Raw genomic sequence first — 19,370 nt, forward strand, 5'->3', positions numbered from 1 at the left:
TCAGCGACCTCCAGCCGGGGCTATTTCAGGCTTGATCACAGGCGTCAGCAGCGGCTCTTCCTTGGGTAAAGGCTCGCCGCGATTGGTGCGGCTGATCACTGCGATGGTGCAGGCGCAGAGCACCACTGAACCGACAGCGGCCAATACCGCCACCGGCCCGCCCTTGAGTGCGGTCACAACGTTTTGTTGCGCGGCCATCGCCACCACGACCGGTATGTACAGCGCGCCCCAGAAACCCACGCCCATTTCGCAGTCCTTGGTCATGCCGCCGTGTTTCTGCATCCACAGGCGTGCGCAGATCAACAGGATCATGGCGATCCCGACCCCGCCCACATTGGATTTCACGCCCAGCAGAACGCCGAGCATGTCACCGAGAATCACGCCCGCGAGCGTGCAGATAGCCAGTAGTGCAACACCATAGATAATCATTGTTGTTATTCCTCTGTTTGCATTGCTGAAGTTGTTGTTTTTGTCCTTCGTAGCAGCTGCACGGCGGCTCTATGGAGTGCGGCGACCCTCCTCGTGCGACAGCGCGATCAGGCTGTCCAGACGCGCAGCCTGAAAGGCCAGCGCTGTTCCTTGCTGAAAGACTTTGCGCGCCAGCCCGGTCAGCACGGCACCGGGCGGCAATTCGATGTGCAGGCGCACGCCTCGCTCCCAGGCAGTTTCCACGGTGCTGCGCCAATCGATGACCCGGCACATGTTGAAGGCCAGGTCGTCACGCAGTTTTTCGGCATTCAGCAGCGGACGCGCCGTACTGCCGCTGAGGTAACGTATCTTCGGTGCCTGCAACGCAATCCTTGAAAAGGCTTCTGCCAGTTGCTGCGCGGGAGCTTCCAGCAAGGCGCAATGCGACGGCACGCTGACCGCAAGACGCTTGACCGCCGCGGCCCCCGACGCCTTGGCCAAATGACTGACCTGCTGCATCGCCTCGACGCTGCCCGAGATCACCATCTGGTTGTCGGCGTTGATATTGGCGAGAAACACCGGCATTTGCGGGCTGTGTACTTGCCTGATCAACGCCTCGACCTGTGTCTGGTCCAGACCGATCACCGCAGTCATGCCATAACCTTCGGGCCAGGCGCTCTGCATCAACTCGCCGCGCAACGCCACCAGACGCACGGCATCGGCGAAGGCCAGCGCCCCGGAAATCACCGCTGCCGGATAAGCGCCGATGGACAACCCTGCAACGTAGTCCGGCACACAGTCGCGCGCCTGCAACAGGCGGGCGCAGGCGACACCGGCGATCAACAGGCAAAGCTGGACGGCGCGGGTCGCTTGCAGCGCCTGAGTGCTGTCCAGCGCCAGTACGTCTTCGCCCAGAGCATCGGCAGCTTCCTGCAGGCAATCGTGGACGACAGGGTCGTCGGGTAATTGATGCAGCATGCCGGCCTGCTGCGCGCCCTGACCGGGAAACACCCACAGGCTGCTCATGCGCACGCCCCGATCAGATGCCACGGATCTGCAACCAGCCGCGCCCCTGCTGCGGTCTTGAGCAACACCCGCCCCGCTGGGCGCGCCCATTCACGCAACGCCACAGCGCCATGATCGAGTTGCAGCTGCACATCGACCCGGCAGACCGATGTTTCCAGCGCCTCGACCAATTCGGCTGCGCAACTGCGACTTAACGGCTCAGGCGTGCGCAAAATCAGGTCCAGATCGCTGTCCTGATTCAACGCCGCAATACCACTGGCCAATTCGAACCCGGCGCTGCCGCCAACGCCCCAGACCAGTTCCAGCGCATCCATCACCGGGCGGACCTGACGCAAGGCACGCAATGCGGGCCAGTCCTGAATATTCTCGACCGGGCACAAGACCAGTTGTTCGGGGGTTACCCGCCGATAGACATCCGCCAACAGCATGCTCGCGGCATAGCGCTGCTCACGACCGTAGCCGCGCAACCCTACGGCCACCTGACCGGCTGGCATGGCCTGCCGACGCACCACGACCGGCTGCCCGGCCAGCACCGTTTCAACCGCCCATTTGGGCGCATCGTCCGACAAGGCAGACAGTGGCATGCCCCACAGCAAATCATGGGGCAGTACTGCGCAAGCGCTGTCGATCACCATTGCGCCCGCAGCAACTGGCGCACGGTAGCCGATGCCGCACGATTGCTCGCGCCCAGACGGCTGCTCAGGTCGACCCCGCTGGCCTGCACGTCGTTGATCGCACTGCTCAGAACATTGCGGACCTGAGTCAGGTCGTCCGCAGTGGGCTGCTCGATCTGGCTGACCGAGAGGGTTTCCCACAGCAGACCAAGGCTGGCATAGCTGTCAATGTCGTAGGCCATTGGCGGAATGCTGGCGGCGAGCTTTTCCAGGTCTTCGACACTGCGCAGTGTTACCCGAGCGGCGGAAGCCTTGCCCATCGCATGCACCATCACGCCGGGATCACGCAGTGCAATCAGCCGATTGGCCTGATACCCATGGGCCAGAAACGCGCCGGACATAGCCTTGCCAACCAGCAGACCAATCACCGCATGCCCGGCAAGACGCGCCCGTGCATAGCTGTCCACCGCCCCAGCCAGCGCCTGATGAATGCCCAGCGCTTCTTCGCGGCGGCCATAGGCCTGGCTCGGCACATCGACAATCGCAATCAATGCACGCTTTTCGGCGCGGTCGCGGTCCTGCTCGATGGCATCATCCACAGCTTTGGCCAGGCCCCAGCCTTCCAGCAGACCGACCTCGCCCTGACGCGCCCGAGGGAAACGATTGCCGGTATCGGCAACCACCGCCACAAAGCGCACCGGCTGCTCGCCCAGCAAGCCATCGGCGACCTTGAGCGAGGCAGGCAGACCGTCAACTTGCGTAGCACCTGCGCTCAATGCGTTGAACCAGTGCAAACCCCGTTGTGAATAGCTCATGACCGGGCTCCTTGATAAAGGGTACGTACACTCTGCGGATCGATTTGCGCTCCGGTGTCGAGGCTGGCGAGGCGCTGCAAAAACAGTTCGTACTGGCTGCTGCGATGCGCTGCCGGTACGCCCTGCTTGAGCCAGCCGCTGACCTGCTGCCGGACATCGGCCACATCGTCTGCGGCAAAACCGTCCACCAGATCACTGGCAAACCGCTGTTCGCCACCGGTCAGGCTCCAGATAAACGGGCGGTCACGGGAGTCGTATTCTTCGATGCCGGCTTCCTGCTCGATCACCTGCGGGCCGTTCAGGCCCAAGCGGGCTTCCTGGGTCACCAGTAGATAACTGCACAAGCCCGCAGCGATGGACATCCCGCCAAAACAGCCGACGCTGCCTGCAACCACGCCGATCACTGGCTGGTACTGACGCAAGTCGACCATCGCGGCATGAATCTCGGCAATCGCCGCCAGGCCCAGATTGGCTTCCTGCAAACGCACACCGCCGGTTTCCAACAGCACGATGGCAGCGGTGGGAATACCGTTGCGGTTGTCTTCGGCAGCCAGCTCCAGCGCGCCTGCCATTTTTGCGCCGCCGACTTCGCCCATGCTGCCGCCCTGAAACGAGCCTTCAATGGCCGCAATGACTACCGGCCGCCCATCAACAGTGCCCTTGGCAACCACCACGCCATCGTCGGCTTGAGGGACAACGCCTTGTCTGGCAAGCCAGGGCGACATGACGCGATCAAACGGGCCAAGCAATTCGCGGAAACTGTCGGCATCCAGCAGAGCGCGGGCGCGCTGCCGTGCACCGAGCTCGATGAAACTGTGCTGGCTCAGCAAACGTGCGTTATCAGTCATGACCGATCTCCTCGAAGCCCTGCTCCAGACGCAAGCGCACCACGCCGGGCGTGGCCCCGAAGTCGTGGATGTCGATGCTCAGCGCAGGCGGGGTCTGGCCGTCGAACATGCGCTCGAAAAGATGTTTCCAACGCAGCGAAGCACCGTTGACCGAGGTCACCACCTGAATTGATAGCTTGCCTGGCGAACCGGGCTCCAGCAGCACTTCCAGATCGCCCGAGCCAACCACACCTACCAGCGCGCGGCCTTTGGGCGGCTGTCCGGCAGGGAATTCAAAAGACAGGGTTTCCATTTCAGACACTCCTCGAAACACGGCCGAGCGCAGGCTCCAGGCCGTCGATAAACAGGCAGGCAGCCAGCAGATCAGCCGCGCCGCCAGGCGAAGCATTCAGCGCCAGCAGTTGCTGATCCAGTTGGTTCAGTGCGCGGCGCCCGGCAAGGCTGGCACTGCCGCCAACGTCCAGCACGTGCTGAGCGCCGCGCTGCATGGTGTGCAAGCCTTCGATACCGGCACGATGCAGCACGCAGGTGTCGGACAGGGTGGTCATGATCGCCAGCAGCGCATCCAGCCGGGCGTTCTGCTCGCCACTGCCCGCCGCGCGACTGCGTTGCAGTTGCGGCAAGGCGAAATCCCTGACTGCCGGGAAGCCTTGCTGCGCCTGTTCCCGGGCACCCATTACACCGTAACGGCGAACCACTTCATTACCGTGACTGCCTTGCACGAGCACCTGGCGGTCCTTGATCTGCGCCAGGCTGGCAGCCCGCGCGAAGACGGCTTCGGGTGCGCAGTTGCGGGCATCCAGCGCGGCAGCTGTCACCAGCAGGCCCAGCGCCCAGATCGCACCTCGATGAGTATTCACACCCTGGGTGGTGCGCAGCATCGTTGCTTCGCCATCACGACCGAGACGGCCGAGCGCCTCACGTAATGGCTGGCCCACTGTATTGAATTGCCCGGCGGCGTCAGCCATTAACTTGAAGGTCGGCCACAGTGAAAGAGCCGAGGAATGCATCAGGCCCAGGTGCAGGTCGGTGTGTGCGCCGCTGCCACGTCGGTCCACCAGTGCAGGTTTGGGCGACAGGTCGGCTTCGGCGATCAGGGCATCGACGGCCAGATCGGCCAGTCGCTCGGCAAGCGAAGCAGCTTGCGGTGTCAATTGAAGTGCGCTCATCACCAACTCCTGAATTTGGCAGGCGGGGTGTACAGACCACCGGACCACTGAACCAGATCGGCAATGCTCTTGGCCGCAAGCAGTTCACGGCTGGCATCGGTGCGCCGGATGCCGAGGTCTTCCGGCAGCGCGATCAGCCCTTCACGACGCATACGTGCGGTGTCTTTCGGGTTATGGCGCAAGCCAATCACGGTCACGCCCGCCACGGCGGCAATCATCGCCTGACGCTCTTCCAGGCTGCGCGCCTTGTAGAGGTAGGCGATGCCTTCTTCGGTCAACAAATGGGTGACGTCGTCACCGTAGATCATGATCGGTGCCAGCGGCATGCCGCTTTTCTTCGCCACTTCTACAGCGTCCAGCGTTTCAACGAAGGTCGGCTTGCCGCCCTCCTGAAACGTCTCGACCATCTGCACCACGAGCTTTTTGCCGCGCTCCAGATAGGCATCCGGGCCGCTCTCGTTCTGTTGGCGCATGTCCAGCCATGCCGGGGTGGCATGACGTCTGCCGCGCGGATCATGGCCCATGTTCGGTGCGCCGCCAAAACCTGCCAGCCTGCCACGGGTGACGGTCGAGGAATGCCCGTCTCCATCCACCTGCAGGGTCGCGCCGATAAACAGGTCAACGGCATATTGGCCAGCCAGCTGACAGAGTTGGCGATTGGAACGCAGCGAGCCATCGCGCCCGGTGAAGAACACATCCGGGCGCGCAGCAATGTAGTTTTCCATGCCCAGTTCGGTGCCGAAGCAATGCACGCTCTCGACCCAGCCGCTTTCGATGGCCGGGATCAGCGTCGGATGCGGGTTAAGTGTCCAGTTACGGCAGATCTTGCCCTTGAGGCCCAGCGACTCGCCGTAAGTCGGCAGAATCAGTTCAATGGCTGCGGTATTGAAGCCAATGCCGTGGTTCAGCGACTGAACGTTGTGTTTTTCGTAGATGCCGCGAATCGCCATCATCGCCATCAATACGTGCACCGGCTTGATGTGGCGTGGGTCGCGGGTGAACAGCGGCTCGATGTAGAACGGCTTGTCGGCTACCACCACAAAATCGACCCACGAGGCCGGAATGTCCACGCGAGGCAGTTCGCTGACGTCATCCACCAATTGATTGACCTGAACGATGACGATGCCATCGCTGAACGCAGCCGGCTCGATCAGCGCGGGGGTGTCTTCGGTGCTCGGGCCGGTGTAGATGTTGCCTGCCCGGTCGGCCATGAAGCCTGCGGCCAGCACCACGTTGGGGATCAGGTCCACCACCAGCCGCGAATACAGTTCGATGTAGGTGTGGATCGCACCGATTTCCAGCAGGCCGTCTTCCAGCAACTGGCTGATGCGCAGGCTCTGCGTGCCAGCAAACGAGAAGTCCAGTTTGCGTGCGATGCCTTGCTCGAAAAGGTCGAGGTGCTCTGCGCGGCCAACGCTTGGCATGATCATGTGCAGGTCATGGACCTTGCCCGGATCGACTTTGGCCAGCGCGCGGGACAGGAAGTCCGCCTGTTTCTGGTTATTACCCTCAAGCACCACCCGATCACCGGAAACCAGCAAGGCCTCCAGCGCCGCGACAATCTTGTCGGTCGGCAGCACTACGCCATCGGCCAACGCCCGCACCTGCTCCAGACGCCGCTGCTTCTCGGTGCGACGACGTGTCCAGCGTGCGTCGGGGGAAGTTGTTGTTGTCATGATCGCTCCACGATTTTGCTGTCGTGGGCCACCTTAGGAGCGATAGGGGCAAGCATCAATCAAGCAGCGAGGTGAATCGTTACGGCTAGAGTAACGATAGTAGAAGTGATCATTTTTTGATCACCTTTATTGATACCCGTAACATCCGCGAAACGCTCTGCTGATCTTTGCGTAGGACCGGTCTTTAACAGGGCTTCTGCGCACCTGAGTAGCGGTTTTACGCCTAGCCTTCAGGCTTCCAGAACTCAAAGGAAGCACTGCCATGTCGTTCATAGTCAGGGAAGGCGATCTCACCACCACGGGCGGCTTTGTGCTGGCCGCATCGGCAAGCGAGGTCATTGACCTGCGTCGCGTGGCCCGCATGGGCGACCCGGTGTGGTGTCCGGCATGCGGGGAAATTGGTTTCATTGCCCAGGGCAACCCGACATATGTAGACGAACTTGTTGCGGTCGCCACTCAAGGTCATGAGGTGCGGTGTGGCTGCGCCCCCGGCAGCAACCGCCTGACCGCATCACAGCAAGAAATCCAGGCCGATATGGACGCAGCTGTCACCATATCCACAGAACTGGCATCTACAGCGAGGCTGCATGCCGAACAGCTTGCGCGCTCACTGAGAGACGGCAGCTATACGCCCGAGGTGCTCAGGCCACGATGATTCCTGCGCCCCAGCGTTATGCATAAGTCTTGAGATGCTCACAGATTGGCTTCTGCCCGCAGGGCGTGGGAGCGAACTTGTTTGCGAATACGGTAGTTCAGACGATACATTTTCTGTGACTATACCGGCCCTTTCGTGAACAAGTTCACTCCCACGGCCTTCGGCCAGAATCAAAAGCGGACTTGTGTGCGAAGCTGAGTGCTACGCGCGGTGCATACCCATCACGGATGGGCATTGGTCTCCAGCAAGTGATGCAGGTCCACGAACTGCTGCGTCAGCTTGTGGCGGGGGTCCAGGTGGATCAGCGGCAGGCTGGCCTGATGCGACTCGCGCATTTTCACCGATGCGCCCAGGTAGACCGGCAACACCGGCAGCCCCTCGGCTATCAGCTCGTCGAGCATCTGCTGCGGCAGGCTGGCTCGGGGCTGGAACTGGTTAACGATGATGCCTTCAACCTGAAGATCTTCGTTGTGATCCTCTTTCAGCTCCTCGATCTCGCGCATCAGTCCGTACAGCGCCTGTCGGGAAAAGCTGTCGCAGTCGAACGGAATCAATACACGATCAGACGCAATAAGCGCCGAAACCGCATAAAAGTTCAGTGCTGGCGGCGTATCCAGATAAATCCGCTCGTAATCCTCACTCAGTTCGTCGAGCAGTTTGCGCAGCTTGTTGATCTTGTGCTTTGCCTCAAGTTTGGGCTGCAAGTCGGCAAGCTCGGCAGTGGCCGTGACCACATGCAGGTTATCGAAAGGTGTTTCATAGATATCAACGTGGTTTTTCTTGGCGAACGGTGCTGCTGACAATGTGTTCTTGAAGAACTCGGCAATACCCATCGGAATATCCTGACCGGTAAGGCCGGTGAGGTACTGAGTCGAGTTGGCCTGGGCATCGAGATCGATCAACAACGTCCGATAGCCTTCGTGAGCGCTGACTGCAGCCAGATTGCAGGCGATGCTCGATTTGCCTACACCGCCCTTCTGATTGAATACCACGCGACGCATGCTTTGGGTTCCTTGAAAGATGAAGAAACAGCAGGTGTGGCCGATAACGACCTTAAGAGGTGTAGAGTCTAGGCAGTACATATGACAACAGCGAGCTTATCGCAAAACGGCACGTACCTGCCTGTCATCCTAAAGCCAGACTTGAACTTTAAAATACACGTCTGTAAACGATTTTTATGTAACAAATTTGCTAGTAATGACCCCCATCGGGATAATGCGCGCACTCGGTCAAATTACCGCACCCAGGCTGATATCTACCTGATATCGATGTAGCGAGAAACAAGCCCGCAGGGGCGGGAAGAGAAGTCTTGATCACCTTCAACATTGCACGATGGCACGCCTGGGCTCCGGGCCTGGCGAGCGCGGACGACTGGCTGCAATGGAGCCGCAATCCGACGCTACTGGAAACCAGTGATGCCGCGCCAGACGTGTCTTTCCTGCCTGCCATGCAACGTCGCCGCCTGGGCCGCATGGCCAGAATGGCATTTGCCGTCGGCTGGCCATTGACTGAAGGTTTGGGGCGCGTACCGCTGGTGTTTGTCTCGCGCCACGGAGAAACCCCGAGAACGTTTGAAATTCTGCGCGATCTGGCTGCGAACGAGCCGGTTTCACCGACCCAGTTCAGCCTTTCAGTGCATAACGCAGTGATTGGCCTGTGGTCGATCATGCGCGGTGAAACAAGTGAGATGACAGCCCTGGCCGCCGCAGGCGACGGGCTGGAGTATGGAGCGTTCGAGGCCGCAGCGTTGCTGGCCGAGGGTGCAGAAGCAGTATTGCTTGTGGTGACTGAAGAGCAGCCACCACACGCTTATGCACAATGGATTGATGACGTGCCCTTTCCCTACGCGGTCGGCTTGCTGCTGACGCCCGGCAACGAGTGGGAATTGTCTTTGCACAGCGACACACAAGGGAACCCGCAGACTCGATGGCCCCACGCATTGAATCTGCTGCAAGCCTTGCACACTGATCAATCCGTCTGCCTGCACCCCTGGAATAACCGGTTATGGAACTGGCAACGCAAGAACTGAAAAAACGTCAGGATGCTTATTACTGGCGTTTGCTGGCAACCGCCTTCAGCTTTGCCCTCTTCGGGCTCAGCGGCCTGTGCCTGCGCTTGTTCGTTTTTCCGGTACTGAGTTGCCTGCCCGGCAGTGTAGCCAGTCATCAGCGCCGCGCCAGGCGGACCATCAGCCGCCTGTTCTGGCTGTTCATCCGCATCATGGCGCGCATGGGCGTGTTGACCTACGAGGTACAGGGTGCCGAAAAGCTTGGCCGCCCCGGGCAGATGATCATTGCCAACCACCCGTCATTGATCGACGTGGTGTTCCTGATCGGGCTGGTGCGTGACGCCAATTGCGTGGTCAAGCGCAGCCTGTGGGAAAACCCGTTCACCCGTGGCCCGGTGCGCTCCACAGGTTACATCAGCAACGACGGCAGCATGGACATGCTCGATGCCGCCGTGGAGCGCCTGCAAAGCGGCCAGACACTGATTATTTTCCCCGAAGGCACCCGCACCCAGCCGGGTCAGCCGCCGGTCTTTCACCGGGGCGCGGCCGCCATTGCACTGCGTGGCGCGAGCATGATCACTCCGGTGACCATCAAGGTCCAGCCGACCACTCTGACCAAGGCCGAGCCCTGGTATCGCATCGCACAACGCCGCGTGCACTTCAGTTTGCGCGTCGGTGCCGATATAGACCCCACCGCCTTCAGTTCGCTGGGTCCGCCGCCCGTGGCGTCCCGCAAGCTCAACGATTACCTGCATGACTATTTCACCAAGGAGCTCGCCTCAGATGAGCGATCTGCACCAGGACATTAAATTGTTGATCATCGATGCCCTGGGCCTCGAAGACATCACCCCGGAAGATATCGGCAACGATATGACGCTGTTCGGCGAAGGACTGGGACTGGACTCGGTGGATGCGCTCGAACTGGGCCTGGCCATCCAGAAGCGCTATGGCATCAAGATCGATGCCGATGCAAAGGACACCCGTAACCATTTCGCCAGCGTCGACAGCCTTGCGGCCTTCGTCAGCGCCAGACAACCGGCCTGAGAATTGAACATGCAAACCCGTGAAGACATCTTCGAAATCCTGCGCGCCGCAATGGTGGAACTGTTCGAACTGGAGCCTGAGAGGGTCACACTTGAAGCCAACCTGTATCAGGACCTGGAAATCGACAGCATCGATGCCGTGGACCTGATAGACCACATCAAACGCAAGACCGGCAAGAAGATTGCCGCTGAAGAGTTCAAGTCAGTCAGAACCGTGAGCGACGTGGTAGAGGCCGTCTACAAACTGGTCAACGCGGCCGAATGAAGCGGCTGATTGGCCTGATTCTGGTGCTGGCCGGTGTGCTGTATCCGTTTGCCGTCTACTGGGGAACCGAACACTTCGCCCCGTGGCAGTTCGCGCTGCTGCTGGGCAGCCTGTGGCTGGCGCGCGCACTGACCGGCGAGCGCAAGCCCGGCAGCCTGGCGATGGCGCTCGTCGCCCTGGTTTTTTGCGTGGCGCTGGGCGTAATCGACAGCCACCTGATGCTGCGCTGGTATCCGGTACTGGTCAGCGCGTTCATGCTCGGCCTGTTCGGTTCAAGCCTGATCTACGGCCCGCCTATCGTAGAAAGAATGGCGCGCATAAACCGCCCTGAACTGCCCGAGTCCGGCATCCGCTACACCCGTAAAGTCACACAGATCTGGTGCCTGTTCTTCCTCGCCAATGGCCTCACGGCAGCCATACTGACGCTCTGGGCACCGTTGTCCTGGTGGACGCTGTACACCGGCCTGGTTTCCTACGGATTGATGGGCCTGTTGTTCGCTGTTGAATGGATCGTCCGCCCACCCTCTGCGGGCGGCAAATGAAATGGATCGCATGAACTGGTTGAACCTTGAACACCTGCTGCTCGACGCCCTGCCCGACCGGCCGCTGACACTGGCCCCGACCCTGGACCACGCGCAATTTCGTGATCAGGCATTGAGTGTGGCCGCAGGACTGCAAGCCCGTGGTGTCAAAAACCTCGCGGTACACCTTGAAGATGCCGCTGACCTGGCCGTCGCCTTGTTCGGTGCCTGGCGCGCCGGTGTGCACGTGTTGCTGCCCGCGGACTTGCAAGGCCAGACCCGCGAGCGCTGGGCCAATCGGGTCGACCTGTGGCTGACCGACCTAGCGCACGACACGCATTTAAGCGATCTGCACGCCGCGCAGCTGGCTCCGGCAGCGCTCGACCTTGACCAGTGCCGATTGAGCCTGTGCACCTCGGGTTCCAGCGGCGAGCCCAAACTGATTGAAAAACGCCTGCGCCAGCTGGCCAACGAAGTCTGCGGGCTGGAACAGCTGTGGGGCGCGCAGCTTGGTTCGGCATGCATGATCGGCAGCGTTGCGACGCAACATATTTATGGGCTGCTGTTCCGTTTGCTATGGCCGCTGTGCGCCGCGCGCCCGTTCATGCGCCGCCAGTTGCCGTTTGCCGAAGACCTGCAACGCGCCAGCCGCGAATACCCGTCCTTTGCCTGGGTCGCCAGCCCGGCACTGCTCAAGCGCATGGGCGACAACCTCGACTGGAGCAGCCTCAGTGCCGTGCGCCGGGTGTTTTCATCCGGCGGCGCATTGCCAGCCGAAGCGGCGCAAAGCCTGCAACAACGTCTTGGCCAGTGGCCGACGGAAATTCTCGGCAGTTCGGAAACCGGTGGCATCGCCTGGCGGCAGGGCAAACAGCACTGGCAAGCCTTCGACGGCGTAGAGCTGAGTCAGAACAACGAAGGGGCGCTGCGCATCAGCTCGCCCTATCTGCCGCCCGGTCACGTAGAGCAGACCGCCGATGCCGTGCAGATTGGCAATGATGGACGATTCGAACTGCTGGGCAGGCTGGACCGCATCGTCAAACTCGAAGAAAAGCGCGTGTCGTTGCCGCTGATCGAGCAGGCCCTTACGACTCATGAATGGGTAAATGAAGCGCGCCTTGGCGTGGTTCAGGAAAACCGTGCGTCGCTTGGCGCGCTGCTGGTGCTGAGCGATACGGGCTTGCTGGCCCTGCGCAATCAGGGCCGTCGAGCGCTTACCGAAGCCTTGCGCCAGCATCTGCGACCGCACTGCGAAACCATCGCCCTGCCGCGGCGCTGGCGTCTGCTGCGGCAGATGCCGCTCAACGCCCAGGGTAAGCTGCCTCAGGCAGAGGTCGAGGCGCTGCTGCTGGCGCCACGCTCGAAACAGCCAGAAGTGCTTGAGCAACAGAACGTCGAAGGCGAGCTGCACCTGCAATTGAGCGTCCCGCCAGATCTGGCATTTTTCAGCGGCCACTTTCCCAAGGCACCGGTCTTGCCCGGCGTGGTTCAGGTCGAATGGGCGATCAGTCTGGGTCAGCGCCTGTTGAATCTGCCAACCGACTTTGCTGGCATGGAAGTGCTCAAGTTTCAGCAACTGGTGCGCCCCGGCGACCGCCTGAAACTGACCCTGCGCTTCGATGCCGCACGCTCAAAGCTGCATTTCGCCTTTCACAACAGCGAAAACGCACCCTGCTCCAGTGGCCGGATTGTGCTGGAGGGCGGCCATGCATAAGCCTTGCGTGATCATTCCGGTGTTCGACCACGAGCTGGCCGTGCCCAACGTGGTCAAGGCCGTCCGCAATGCAGGCTTGCCCTGCATACTGGTCGACGATGCCAGCAGCCCGGCTTGCGCCGCAGTGTTACAGCAGCTGGCGCAGGGTGAGGGTATTTACCTGTTGCGCCTGCCGGTCAATCAAGGCAAGGGCGGCGCGGTCATGGCCGGGTTCCGCGAGGCGGCACTCCTGGGTTTCAGCCATGCGTTGCAGGTCGATGCCGATGGTCAGCATGACCTGAACGATATTCCGGTGTTTCTGGAGCAGTCACGCCAGTACCCGCAAGCGTTGATCTGTGGCTATCCGCAGTACGACGAGAGCGTGCCCAAAGGCCGCCTGTACGCCCGTTATCTCACCCACGTCTGGGTATGGATCAACACCCTGTCACTGCATATTCGCGATTCCATGTGCGGCTTTCGGCTCTACCCGCTGGCCCCGGTTCTGGCGCTGATCGACAGCGTGCAGATCGGCAGGCGCATGGACTTCGACTCGGAAATTCTCGTGCGCCTGTCATGGCGTGGCCAGGAGATGCGCTGGCTGCCGACCCGCGTTCACTATCCGCAGGACGGCCTGTCGCATTTCCGCCTGTTTCACGACAACGCCCTGATCTCGAAAATGCACGCCAAGCTGTTCTTCGGCATGCTGATGCGTCTGCCGGTGATCCTCTGGCGGCGATGGCGCTCATGACCATTGAAAAATCGCCCAAGGAACATTGGGCCAGTCACGAAGAGCGTGGCAGCTTCCTGCTCATGAAGCTTACCGCCTGGGGCATGCGCGTGCTCGGTCGTCGCCTGCTCAGCCCGGTGCTGTATGGCATCGTTCTATATTTCTTCGCCTTCGGCCGCCGTGCCCGACACAGCATCTGGGAATACCAGCAGCGCCTGGCGGACTGGAGCGCCAGACCCGAACTGCGCCCCAGCCAGCGGAGCGTGTTTGGCCAGTTCATGGCCTTCGCCGAGGCACTGCTCGACAAGCTTGACGTGTGGAACGGCAAGCTGGGCATCGAACAGATCGAGATCATCGACCCTGCCCTGCTGCGTCACAACCTGCGCGGCGAGCGCGGACAAATGCTGGTCGGGGCGCATCTGGGCAACCTTGAGGTGTGCCGCGCACTGGCCGAACTCGGCGAAAAAGTCACCATGAACGTGCTGGTGCACACCAAGCACGCCGAACGCTTCAATCGCCTGCTCGGTGAAGCCGGAGCGACTAACCTGCGGCTGATTCAGGTCAGCGAACTGGACCCGGCGATCATGCTGCAACTCAGCCAGCGTCTGGACGAAGGCGAGTGGCTGGCCATCGCCGGTGACCGCGTTGCCCTGCACGGCGGGCGCAATGTGCGGGTCGACTTTCTGGGCAAGCCCGCGACGTTTCCGCAAGGCCCGTGGCTGCTGGCCGGTCTGCTCAAGTGCCCGGTCAATCTGTTTTTCTGCCTTAAAGGCCCGAACGGCTATCGGGTGATTCTCGAACCGTTCTCCGACGCCATCGAATGGCGACGCAGCGACCGAGCACAGGTCATCGCCCACTGGGCCACGCGTTATGCCGAGCGTCTTGGGCACTACTGCCTGGAAGCCCCGCAGCAGTGGTTCAATTTCTACCCATTCTGGAAGTCCGTTGATGATTCAAGCTCCTGACCCGATCATTTTCGGCGAGCGCGCTCTGTGTATCGAAGACGTGCTGGCCCTGGCCAATCGTCAAGCGCCGAGTGCGTTGCAAGGCGACGCTGAATTTCGCGCACGCATTGCCAGGGGCGCGCAGTTTCTCGATTCGTTACTGAACAAGGAAGGCGTGATCTACGGCGTCACCACCGGCTACGGCGACTCCTGCGTGGTGGCCGTGCCATTGGAGCATGTCGAGGCGCTGCCGCAGCATTTGTACACGTTTCACGGCTGCGGGCTGGGCAAGCTGCTGGACGCCCAAGCCACCCGCGCAGTGCTGGCGGCACGTTTGCAGTCACTGTGTCAGGGCGTTTCCGGGGTGCGCGTCAAACTGCTTGAGCGTTTGCAGGCGTTTATCGAGCAGGACGTGCTGCCGCTGATCCCGGAAGAGGGTTCGGTGGGTGCCAGCGGTGATCTGACCCCACTGTCTTACGTGGCCGCTACCCTGTCCGGCGAGCGCGACGTGATGTTCCGTGGCGAGCGCCGTCCGGCCAGCGACGTGCACCGCGAACTGGGCTGGACGCCGCTGGTGCTGCGCCCCAAGGAAGCGCTGGCGCTGATGAACGGCACCGCCGTCATGACCGGCATCGCGTGCCTGGCGTTCGCCCGCGCCGATTACCTGTTGCAACTGGCGACCCGTATCACCGCCATGAACGTGGTGGCGCTGCAAGGCAACCCGGAGCACTTCGACGAGCGCCTGTTCGCCGCCAAGCCGCATCCGGGCCAGATGCAGGTAGCCGCGTGGTTGCGTCAGGACCTGGCCATCGACGCGCCAACCGCCCCACTGCATCGTTTGCAGGACCGCTATTCGCTGCGCTGCGCACCGCATGTGCTGGGCGTGCTGGCCGACAGCCTGAACTGGCTGCGCTCGTTCATCGAGATCGAGCTGAACAGCGCCAACGACAACCCGATCATCGATGCCGAAGCAGAGCGCGTGTTGCACGGCGGGCATTTCTACGGCGGGCACATTGCTTTTGCCATGGACAGCCTGAAAACGCTGGTGGCCAATGTCGCAGACCTGCTCGACCGGCAATTGGCGCTGCTGGTCGACGAACGTTACAACCACGGCTTGCCGAGCAATCTGTCGGGGGCCAGCGCCGAGCGGGTCATGCTCAATCACGGTTTCAAGGCGGTGCAGATAGGCACCAGCGCATGGACCGCCGAAGCACTGAAAAACACCATGCCGGCCAGCGTATTTTCGCGCTCCACCGAATGCCACAATCAGGACAAGGTGAGCATGGGCACCATCGCTGCGCGTGACGCCATTCGGGTGCTGGAGCTGACCGAGCAGGTTGCCGCCGCCACGCTGATCGCCGCCAACCAAGGTATATGGCTGCGCAGCAAGGCCGCCGATGCGCGCCCGCTGCCACCGGCACTGGCGGCCATGCACCAACAACTGGGCGAGGACTTTGCCCCCGTCATCGAAGACCGGGCGCTGGAGAATGAACTGCGCCTGTGCCTGAAACATATTGCCAACCGCCGCTGGAGCTTGCATGCGCAGTAAGGGTTTTCTGCACGTCGACACCGAAATCGTGGTGCCGTTTTTCGACGTCGACATGATGAACATCGTCTGGCACGGGCATTACGTCAAATACCTGGAAGTCGCACGCTGCGCATTGCTCGACCACATTGGTCATAACTACATGCAGATGCTCGAATCCGGTTATGGTTGGCCGGTGATCGACCTGCAACTGCGCTACGTGCGCAGCGCGGTATTCGGCCAGACACTGAACGTACGCGCCAGTCTGGTGGAGTGGGAGAACCGTCTGAAGATCAACTACCTGATCACCGACGCACACACCGGCGAACGCTTGACCCGCGCCAGCACCGTGCAGGTTGCGGTCGACAGCCAGAGCCGGGAAATGCAACTGGCATCGCCCCAGGTCTTTATCGATGCAGTGAAGAGAGCTTTGCCATGAACCGTCCGTTTCGCGCCTTGCTGCTACTGGGGTTGCTGTGCCTGTCTTCACTGGCGCAGGCTTTCGATCTACAACAACTGAGTGATCAGCTCGCTAAACCTGCGGTGGTGCAAGGGCGCTTCATTCAGGAAAAACACCTGCGCGCCCTGCCGCAACCACTGCTCAGCAAAGGCCGCTTCGTGCTCGCCAGGGATTTCGGGCTGCTCTGGCTGCTGGAAACGCCGCTGAAACAGGATTACCGCATCAATGCCAGCGGCATTTCCCGCCGCGAAAGCGTGGGCGACGTCAGCACCTGGAAGCCCGTACCAAACAAGAATGCCGGGGCCGAGCAGAACCGCTTGTTCCTTGCTGTACTGCAGGGCGACAGCAGCGGCCTGCAACGGGATTTCGACTTGCAGCTCAAGGGCGACGCGAACGCCTGGCAACTCACGCTCACGCCGCGCTCGATGCTGCTGCAACAAGTGTTCAAACAGATCAACATCGATGGCGGAGAACTGGTCCAGCGTATCGAGTTGCTGGAAACCCAGGGCGACAGTACCGTCCTGAAAATGATCGACAGCAGCAGTGCTTCCTCCCTGACCGATGCGCAGCGCAATGACTTCAACGACTGAGCGGCTATTGCCGCGACTGTTCCTGCTGATTCTGGCAAGCGTGCTGGCGCTGGCCGGCTGGCAGTGGCACGACCGCTCGCCGCTGTCGGCCAACCTCATGGAACTGGTGCCAGGCACTGACAACGACGAACTGGTGGTGAGCGCCGAAAAGCGCATGCAGGAACCGCTCAATCGCGAAATGCTTGTGCTGGTGGGTCACACCGACCGCCAGCAGGCTGTGGAGCTGGCTCGCACGCTGGCGGAGCAATGGCAAGCGAGCGGCCTGTTCGAGAAGGTTCAGTGGTCGCTGCAAGCCGATCTGCCCGGGTTGCGCACCCAGTTGCTGCAAGGGCGAATCGCGATGTTGCCGGCAGCGGATCGCGCTCTGTTGATCGATGAGCCGAAGACTTTCATCGAGCAGCGCGTACAAACTCTCTTCGACCCGTTTGCCGGGTTCAGCCTGGTGCCGGGTCAGGATGACTGGCTGGGGCTGACCGGACGTATCCAGAACGGCTTGCCGAAACAGGGCTCGGTCGAGGCGGATCTGGCCAGCGGCGCGCTGATCGCCAGCGCCGAGGGCAAAAGCTGGGTACTGCTGCGTTCGCGAACCCGAACCGATGCTTTCGATCTGCACCTGCCCGGTCAGGTCGCCGACCTGCTGGCGAAAGCGCGGGGGCAGGCGCAGCAGGCCGGTGGGCAATTGCTCGCCGCCAGCGGCCTGCTGTACGCCGCCGACGGGCAGAAGCAGGCCAGCCGGGAAATCACCTGGGTCGGCGGGGGCGCCACGCTCGGTATTCTGTTGCTGCTGTTGCTGGCATTCCGACGCTGGAGCGTGCTGCTGGCGTTTGTACCGGTGGTAGTCGGCATGCTCTTCGGTGCAGTGGCTTGCGTGGCGCTGTTTGGCAGCATGCACGTCATGACGCTGGTGCTGGGTTCCAGCCTGATTGGTGTGGCGGTGGATTACCCACTGCATTACCTGTCCAAGAGCTGGAGCCTGAAACCCTGGCGCAGTTGGCCCGCCTTGCGCCTGACCCTGCCGGGCCTGACGCTGAGCCTGATCACCAGTTGTATCGGCTATCTCGCCCTGGCCTGGACGCCGTTCCCGGCGCTGACACAAATTGCCGTGTTCTCCGCCGCTGGCCTGATCGGCGCTTACCTGACTGCGGTGTGTCTGCTGCCTGCGCTGCTTGCAAAGGTCGAGATCAGCCCCGCGCAATGGCCGCTGAAACTGGCGCAACTGATGCTTGATTGCCGCGCTGCGCTGTTGCAGCGCATCAGCACGCCGATTCTGCTGGCGCTACTGTTGGCCTTCTGCGGCGGCGGGCTCTGGCACCTGACCACCAAGAACGATATTCGCCAATGGGTCTCGGCACCTCAGGCATTGACCGACGAAGCCCAGGCTATCGCGCGGATCACCGGTTATCAGCCCACCAGCCAGTTCTTCCTGGTGCGCGGCAAGGATCAACAGCAGTTGCTGGATCGGCAGTCCGAACTGACCCAACGGCTCGACCAACTGGTCAGCATGGACAAGCTGCAAGGCTACATGGCCCTCAACCAGTTGCTGGATTCGCCTGCCGAGCAGCAACTGACCCGTGATGCGCTGGGCAAATTGTCGCAACACTGGGCACCACTGATGCAGCTTGGCGTCCCGGCCAACGCGCTGAAGACCGAACTCTCTCAATTGCAGGCACTGCCAACGCAAGACATTGATCAGGCGCTTCAAGGCCCGCTCAGCGAACCGTGGCGCACGCTCTGGCTAGGCGCCAGCGAAGATGCCGAAGGCGACGCTCAGGTAGCCAGCATCGTCAGCCTGCGTGGCATGAACAGCATGGCGTTGCTGCGCGTGCAGGCCATCGGCCTGGAGGGCGTGCAACTGGTCGACCGCCTGGGTGAGCTCAACGAGGTGTTTGCCCACACGCAGATCAGCGCAGCAGAATTGAAGCTGGCTTCATGTGTGCTGATCATCCTGCTGCTGATTGTCCCGTTTGGTTTCAGCGGCGCGCTGCGCATCGTCGCCCTGCCCCTGCTGGCCGCCTTGTGCAGCCTCGCCAGCCTGGGCTGGCTCGGTCAGCCGCTGACTCTGTTCAGCCTGTTCGGCCTGTTGCTGGTCACGGCGATCAGCGTCGATTACGCCATCCTGATGCGCGAGCAGATAGGCGGCGCGGCGGTCAGCCTGCTGGGCACGCTGCTGGCAGCGGTCACCACCTGGCTGTCGTTCGGCCTGCTGGCCGTTTCCAGCACTCCGGCGATCAGCAACTTCGGCCTGTCGGTCAGTCTGGGGCTGGCCTTCAGCTTTCTTTTGGCACCGTGGGCCAGCCCGCGTAAAGCGCTTCATTCGCCAGCCAATGCTGAAGGGCCACACGCATGAGTCTTGCAGCGTTGTCGTCACTCCCTGCCACCGCCC

General features: G+C 61.5%; 22 protein-coding genes. 13 read left to right on the forward strand and 9 right to left on the reverse strand.

Annotation, left to right across the window (positions count from 1 at the left end; genetic code table 11):
• The 8 genes from madL to mdcA all read right to left on the reverse strand — a co-directional run bounded on the left by madL (nucleotide 1) and on the right by mdcA (nucleotide 6,556).
• On the reverse strand, nucleotides 1–429 hold the full coding sequence (gene madL, locus RYC18_RS18755) for a malonate transporter subunit MadL (protein WP_002551699.1): 429 nt from the start codon (nucleotides 427–429) through the stop codon (nucleotides 1–3).
• Nucleotides 430–498: 69 nt separating this feature from the next.
• Nucleotides 499–1,434, reverse strand: coding sequence for a malonate decarboxylase subunit epsilon (gene mdcH, locus RYC18_RS18760; RefSeq protein WP_005778739.1), 936 nt, complete (start codon nucleotides 1,432–1,434; stop codon nucleotides 499–501).
• The gene (locus tag RYC18_RS18765) at nucleotides 1,431–2,069 is read right to left on the reverse strand and encodes a malonate decarboxylase holo-ACP synthase (protein WP_005743079.1); all 639 of its coding nucleotides are present in this window, start codon (nucleotides 2,067–2,069) and stop codon (nucleotides 1,431–1,433) included. Before RYC18_RS18765 ends, mdcH begins: the two co-directional genes overlap by 4 nt.
• Nucleotides 2,063–2,863: a biotin-independent malonate decarboxylase subunit gamma gene (gene mdcE / locus RYC18_RS18770; RefSeq protein WP_117140333.1), complete on the reverse strand. Its 801-nt coding sequence runs from the start codon at nucleotides 2,861–2,863 to the stop codon at nucleotides 2,063–2,065. Before mdcE ends, RYC18_RS18765 begins: the two co-directional genes overlap by 7 nt.
• Nucleotides 2,860–3,711, reverse strand: a complete 852-nt coding sequence (locus tag RYC18_RS18775) for a biotin-independent malonate decarboxylase subunit beta (protein ID WP_005743081.1) — start codon at nucleotides 3,709–3,711, stop codon at nucleotides 2,860–2,862. Before RYC18_RS18775 ends, mdcE begins: the two co-directional genes overlap by 4 nt.
• Nucleotides 3,704–4,003, reverse strand: coding sequence for a malonate decarboxylase subunit delta (locus tag RYC18_RS18780; RefSeq protein ID WP_004654333.1), 300 nt, complete (start codon nucleotides 4,001–4,003; stop codon nucleotides 3,704–3,706). Before RYC18_RS18780 ends, RYC18_RS18775 begins: the two co-directional genes overlap by 8 nt.
• A gap of 1 nt (nucleotide 4,004) precedes the next feature.
• Nucleotides 4,005–4,880 carry a triphosphoribosyl-dephospho-CoA synthase gene (locus RYC18_RS18785; protein ID WP_005743083.1) on the reverse strand — a complete coding sequence of 292 codons (876 nt, stop codon included), beginning with the start codon at nucleotides 4,878–4,880 and terminating at the stop codon, nucleotides 4,005–4,007.
• Nucleotides 4,880–6,556 (reverse strand): malonate decarboxylase subunit alpha, encoded by a 1,677-nt coding sequence (gene mdcA / locus RYC18_RS18790; RefSeq protein ID WP_316886591.1) that lies wholly within the window; start codon nucleotides 6,554–6,556, stop codon nucleotides 4,880–4,882. Before mdcA ends, RYC18_RS18785 begins: the two co-directional genes overlap by 1 nt.
• Before the next feature lie 262 nt (nucleotides 6,557–6,818).
• On the opposite strand from mdcA, the gene RYC18_RS18795 reads away from it, so the two are divergent.
• A complete protein-coding gene (locus RYC18_RS18795; RefSeq protein ID WP_005743086.1) occupies nucleotides 6,819–7,211 on the forward strand; it encodes a PAAR domain-containing protein in 393 nt (130 codons plus the stop codon).
• Nucleotides 7,212–7,432: 221 nt separating this feature from the next.
• On the opposite strand, the gene RYC18_RS18800 is transcribed toward RYC18_RS18795, so the two are convergent.
• Nucleotides 7,433–8,212: a ParA family protein gene (locus RYC18_RS18800; RefSeq protein WP_004654324.1), complete on the reverse strand. Its 780-nt coding sequence runs from the start codon at nucleotides 8,210–8,212 to the stop codon at nucleotides 7,433–7,435.
• A 308-nt stretch (nucleotides 8,213–8,520) separates the two neighbouring features.
• Between RYC18_RS18800 and RYC18_RS18805 the strand changes: the two genes are divergently transcribed.
• From RYC18_RS18805 to RYC18_RS18860, 12 genes are read left to right on the forward strand one after another with little or no spacing between them, the layout of a single operon-like run.
• Nucleotides 8,521–9,240 carry a beta-ketoacyl synthase chain length factor gene (locus tag RYC18_RS18805; protein ID WP_002551689.1) on the forward strand — a complete coding sequence of 240 codons (720 nt, stop codon included), beginning with the start codon at nucleotides 8,521–8,523 and terminating at the stop codon, nucleotides 9,238–9,240.
• Complete coding sequence (locus RYC18_RS18810) at nucleotides 9,216–10,028, forward strand: lysophospholipid acyltransferase family protein (RefSeq protein WP_054994611.1); 813 nt, start codon at nucleotides 9,216–9,218, stop codon at nucleotides 10,026–10,028. The genes RYC18_RS18805 and RYC18_RS18810 overlap by 25 nt, the downstream gene beginning before the upstream one ends.
• Complete coding sequence (locus RYC18_RS18815) at nucleotides 10,003–10,263, forward strand: phosphopantetheine-binding protein (protein ID WP_002551687.1); 261 nt, start codon at nucleotides 10,003–10,005, stop codon at nucleotides 10,261–10,263. Before RYC18_RS18810 ends, RYC18_RS18815 begins: the two co-directional genes overlap by 26 nt.
• Before the next feature lie 9 nt (nucleotides 10,264–10,272).
• A complete protein-coding gene (locus RYC18_RS18820; RefSeq protein ID WP_005752598.1) occupies nucleotides 10,273–10,527 on the forward strand; it encodes an acyl carrier protein in 255 nt (84 codons plus the stop codon).
• Entirely contained in the window at nucleotides 10,524–11,069 is a 546-nt protein-coding gene (locus RYC18_RS18825; RefSeq protein ID WP_004654313.1) for a membrane protein, read from the forward strand. Before RYC18_RS18820 ends, RYC18_RS18825 begins: the two co-directional genes overlap by 4 nt.
• Before the next feature lie 10 nt (nucleotides 11,070–11,079).
• The gene (locus tag RYC18_RS18830) at nucleotides 11,080–12,762 is read left to right on the forward strand and encodes an AMP-binding protein (RefSeq protein ID WP_316886592.1); all 1,683 of its coding nucleotides are present in this window, start codon (nucleotides 11,080–11,082) and stop codon (nucleotides 12,760–12,762) included.
• The gene (locus tag RYC18_RS18835) at nucleotides 12,755–13,489 is read left to right on the forward strand and encodes a glycosyltransferase family 2 protein (RefSeq protein WP_316886593.1); all 735 of its coding nucleotides are present in this window, start codon (nucleotides 12,755–12,757) and stop codon (nucleotides 13,487–13,489) included. The genes RYC18_RS18830 and RYC18_RS18835 overlap by 8 nt, the downstream gene beginning before the upstream one ends.
• On the forward strand, nucleotides 13,486–14,433 hold the full coding sequence (locus tag RYC18_RS18840) for a glycosyl transferase (protein ID WP_316886594.1): 948 nt from the start codon (nucleotides 13,486–13,488) through the stop codon (nucleotides 14,431–14,433). The genes RYC18_RS18835 and RYC18_RS18840 overlap by 4 nt, the downstream gene beginning before the upstream one ends.
• Nucleotides 14,417–15,961 (forward strand): aromatic amino acid ammonia-lyase, encoded by a 1,545-nt coding sequence (locus tag RYC18_RS18845; protein WP_316886595.1) that lies wholly within the window; start codon nucleotides 14,417–14,419, stop codon nucleotides 15,959–15,961. Before RYC18_RS18840 ends, RYC18_RS18845 begins: the two co-directional genes overlap by 17 nt.
• On the forward strand, nucleotides 15,951–16,376 hold the full coding sequence (locus RYC18_RS18850; RefSeq protein WP_002551680.1) for an acyl-CoA thioesterase: 426 nt from the start codon (nucleotides 15,951–15,953) through the stop codon (nucleotides 16,374–16,376). The genes RYC18_RS18845 and RYC18_RS18850 overlap by 11 nt, the downstream gene beginning before the upstream one ends.
• Nucleotides 16,373–16,987, forward strand: a complete 615-nt coding sequence (locus RYC18_RS18855) for an outer membrane lipoprotein carrier protein LolA (protein ID WP_005778722.1) — start codon at nucleotides 16,373–16,375, stop codon at nucleotides 16,985–16,987. Before RYC18_RS18850 ends, RYC18_RS18855 begins: the two co-directional genes overlap by 4 nt.
• Nucleotides 16,971–19,334: an MMPL family transporter gene (locus RYC18_RS18860; protein ID WP_162882941.1), complete on the forward strand. Its 2,364-nt coding sequence runs from the start codon at nucleotides 16,971–16,973 to the stop codon at nucleotides 19,332–19,334. Before RYC18_RS18855 ends, RYC18_RS18860 begins: the two co-directional genes overlap by 17 nt.
• Nucleotides 19,335–19,370 lie beyond the last annotated feature (36 nt).

The organism is Pseudomonas syringae group sp. 247E2 (genome assembly GCF_032587795.1).
Classification (GTDB): domain Bacteria; phylum Pseudomonadota; class Gammaproteobacteria; order Pseudomonadales; family Pseudomonadaceae; genus Aquipseudomonas; species Aquipseudomonas amygdali.

Excerpts from the sequence above, each read along its gene's own strand:
- RYC18_RS18775 (WP_005743081.1), bottom strand. The coding sequence starts at position 3,711 with ATGACTGATAACGCACGTTTGCTGAGCCAGCACAGTTTCATCGAGCTC.
- RYC18_RS18815 (WP_002551687.1), top strand. The coding sequence starts at position 10,003 with ATGAGCGATCTGCACCAGGACATTAAATTGTTGATCATCGATGCCCTG.
- RYC18_RS18840 (WP_316886594.1), top strand. The coding sequence starts at position 13,486 with ATGACCATTGAAAAATCGCCCAAGGAACATTGGGCCAGTCACGAAGAG.
- RYC18_RS18780 (WP_004654333.1), bottom strand. The coding sequence starts at position 4,003 with ATGGAAACCCTGTCTTTTGAATTCCCTGCCGGACAGCCGCCCAAAGGC.
- RYC18_RS18800 (WP_004654324.1), bottom strand. The coding sequence starts at position 8,212 with ATGCGTCGCGTGGTATTCAATCAGAAGGGCGGTGTAGGCAAATCGAGC.
- RYC18_RS18855 (WP_005778722.1), top strand. The coding sequence starts at position 16,373 with ATGAACCGTCCGTTTCGCGCCTTGCTGCTACTGGGGTTGCTGTGCCTG.
- RYC18_RS18810 (WP_054994611.1), top strand. The coding sequence starts at position 9,216 with ATGGAACTGGCAACGCAAGAACTGAAAAAACGTCAGGATGCTTATTAC.
- RYC18_RS18860 (WP_162882941.1), top strand. The coding sequence starts at position 16,971 with ATGACTTCAACGACTGAGCGGCTATTGCCGCGACTGTTCCTGCTGATT.
- RYC18_RS18785 (WP_005743083.1), bottom strand. The coding sequence starts at position 4,880 with ATGAGCGCACTTCAATTGACACCGCAAGCTGCTTCGCTTGCCGAGCGA.
- RYC18_RS18825 (WP_004654313.1), top strand. The coding sequence starts at position 10,524 with ATGAAGCGGCTGATTGGCCTGATTCTGGTGCTGGCCGGTGTGCTGTAT.
- RYC18_RS18845 (WP_316886595.1), top strand. The coding sequence starts at position 14,417 with ATGATTCAAGCTCCTGACCCGATCATTTTCGGCGAGCGCGCTCTGTGT.
- madL (WP_002551699.1), bottom strand. The coding sequence starts at position 429 with ATGATTATCTATGGTGTTGCACTACTGGCTATCTGCACGCTCGCGGGC.
- RYC18_RS18850 (WP_002551680.1), top strand. The coding sequence starts at position 15,951 with ATGCGCAGTAAGGGTTTTCTGCACGTCGACACCGAAATCGTGGTGCCG.
- mdcH (WP_005778739.1), bottom strand. The coding sequence starts at position 1,434 with ATGAGCAGCCTGTGGGTGTTTCCCGGTCAGGGCGCGCAGCAGGCCGGC.
- RYC18_RS18835 (WP_316886593.1), top strand. The coding sequence starts at position 12,755 with ATGCATAAGCCTTGCGTGATCATTCCGGTGTTCGACCACGAGCTGGCC.
- RYC18_RS18795 (WP_005743086.1), top strand. The coding sequence starts at position 6,819 with ATGTCGTTCATAGTCAGGGAAGGCGATCTCACCACCACGGGCGGCTTT.
- mdcE (WP_117140333.1), bottom strand. The coding sequence starts at position 2,863 with ATGAGCTATTCACAACGGGGTTTGCACTGGTTCAACGCATTGAGCGCA.
- RYC18_RS18820 (WP_005752598.1), top strand. The coding sequence starts at position 10,273 with ATGCAAACCCGTGAAGACATCTTCGAAATCCTGCGCGCCGCAATGGTG.
- RYC18_RS18765 (WP_005743079.1), bottom strand. The coding sequence starts at position 2,069 with ATGGTGATCGACAGCGCTTGCGCAGTACTGCCCCATGATTTGCTGTGG.
- mdcA (WP_316886591.1), bottom strand. The coding sequence starts at position 6,556 with ATGACAACAACAACTTCCCCCGACGCACGCTGGACACGTCGTCGCACC.
- RYC18_RS18830 (WP_316886592.1), top strand. The coding sequence starts at position 11,080 with ATGAACTGGTTGAACCTTGAACACCTGCTGCTCGACGCCCTGCCCGAC.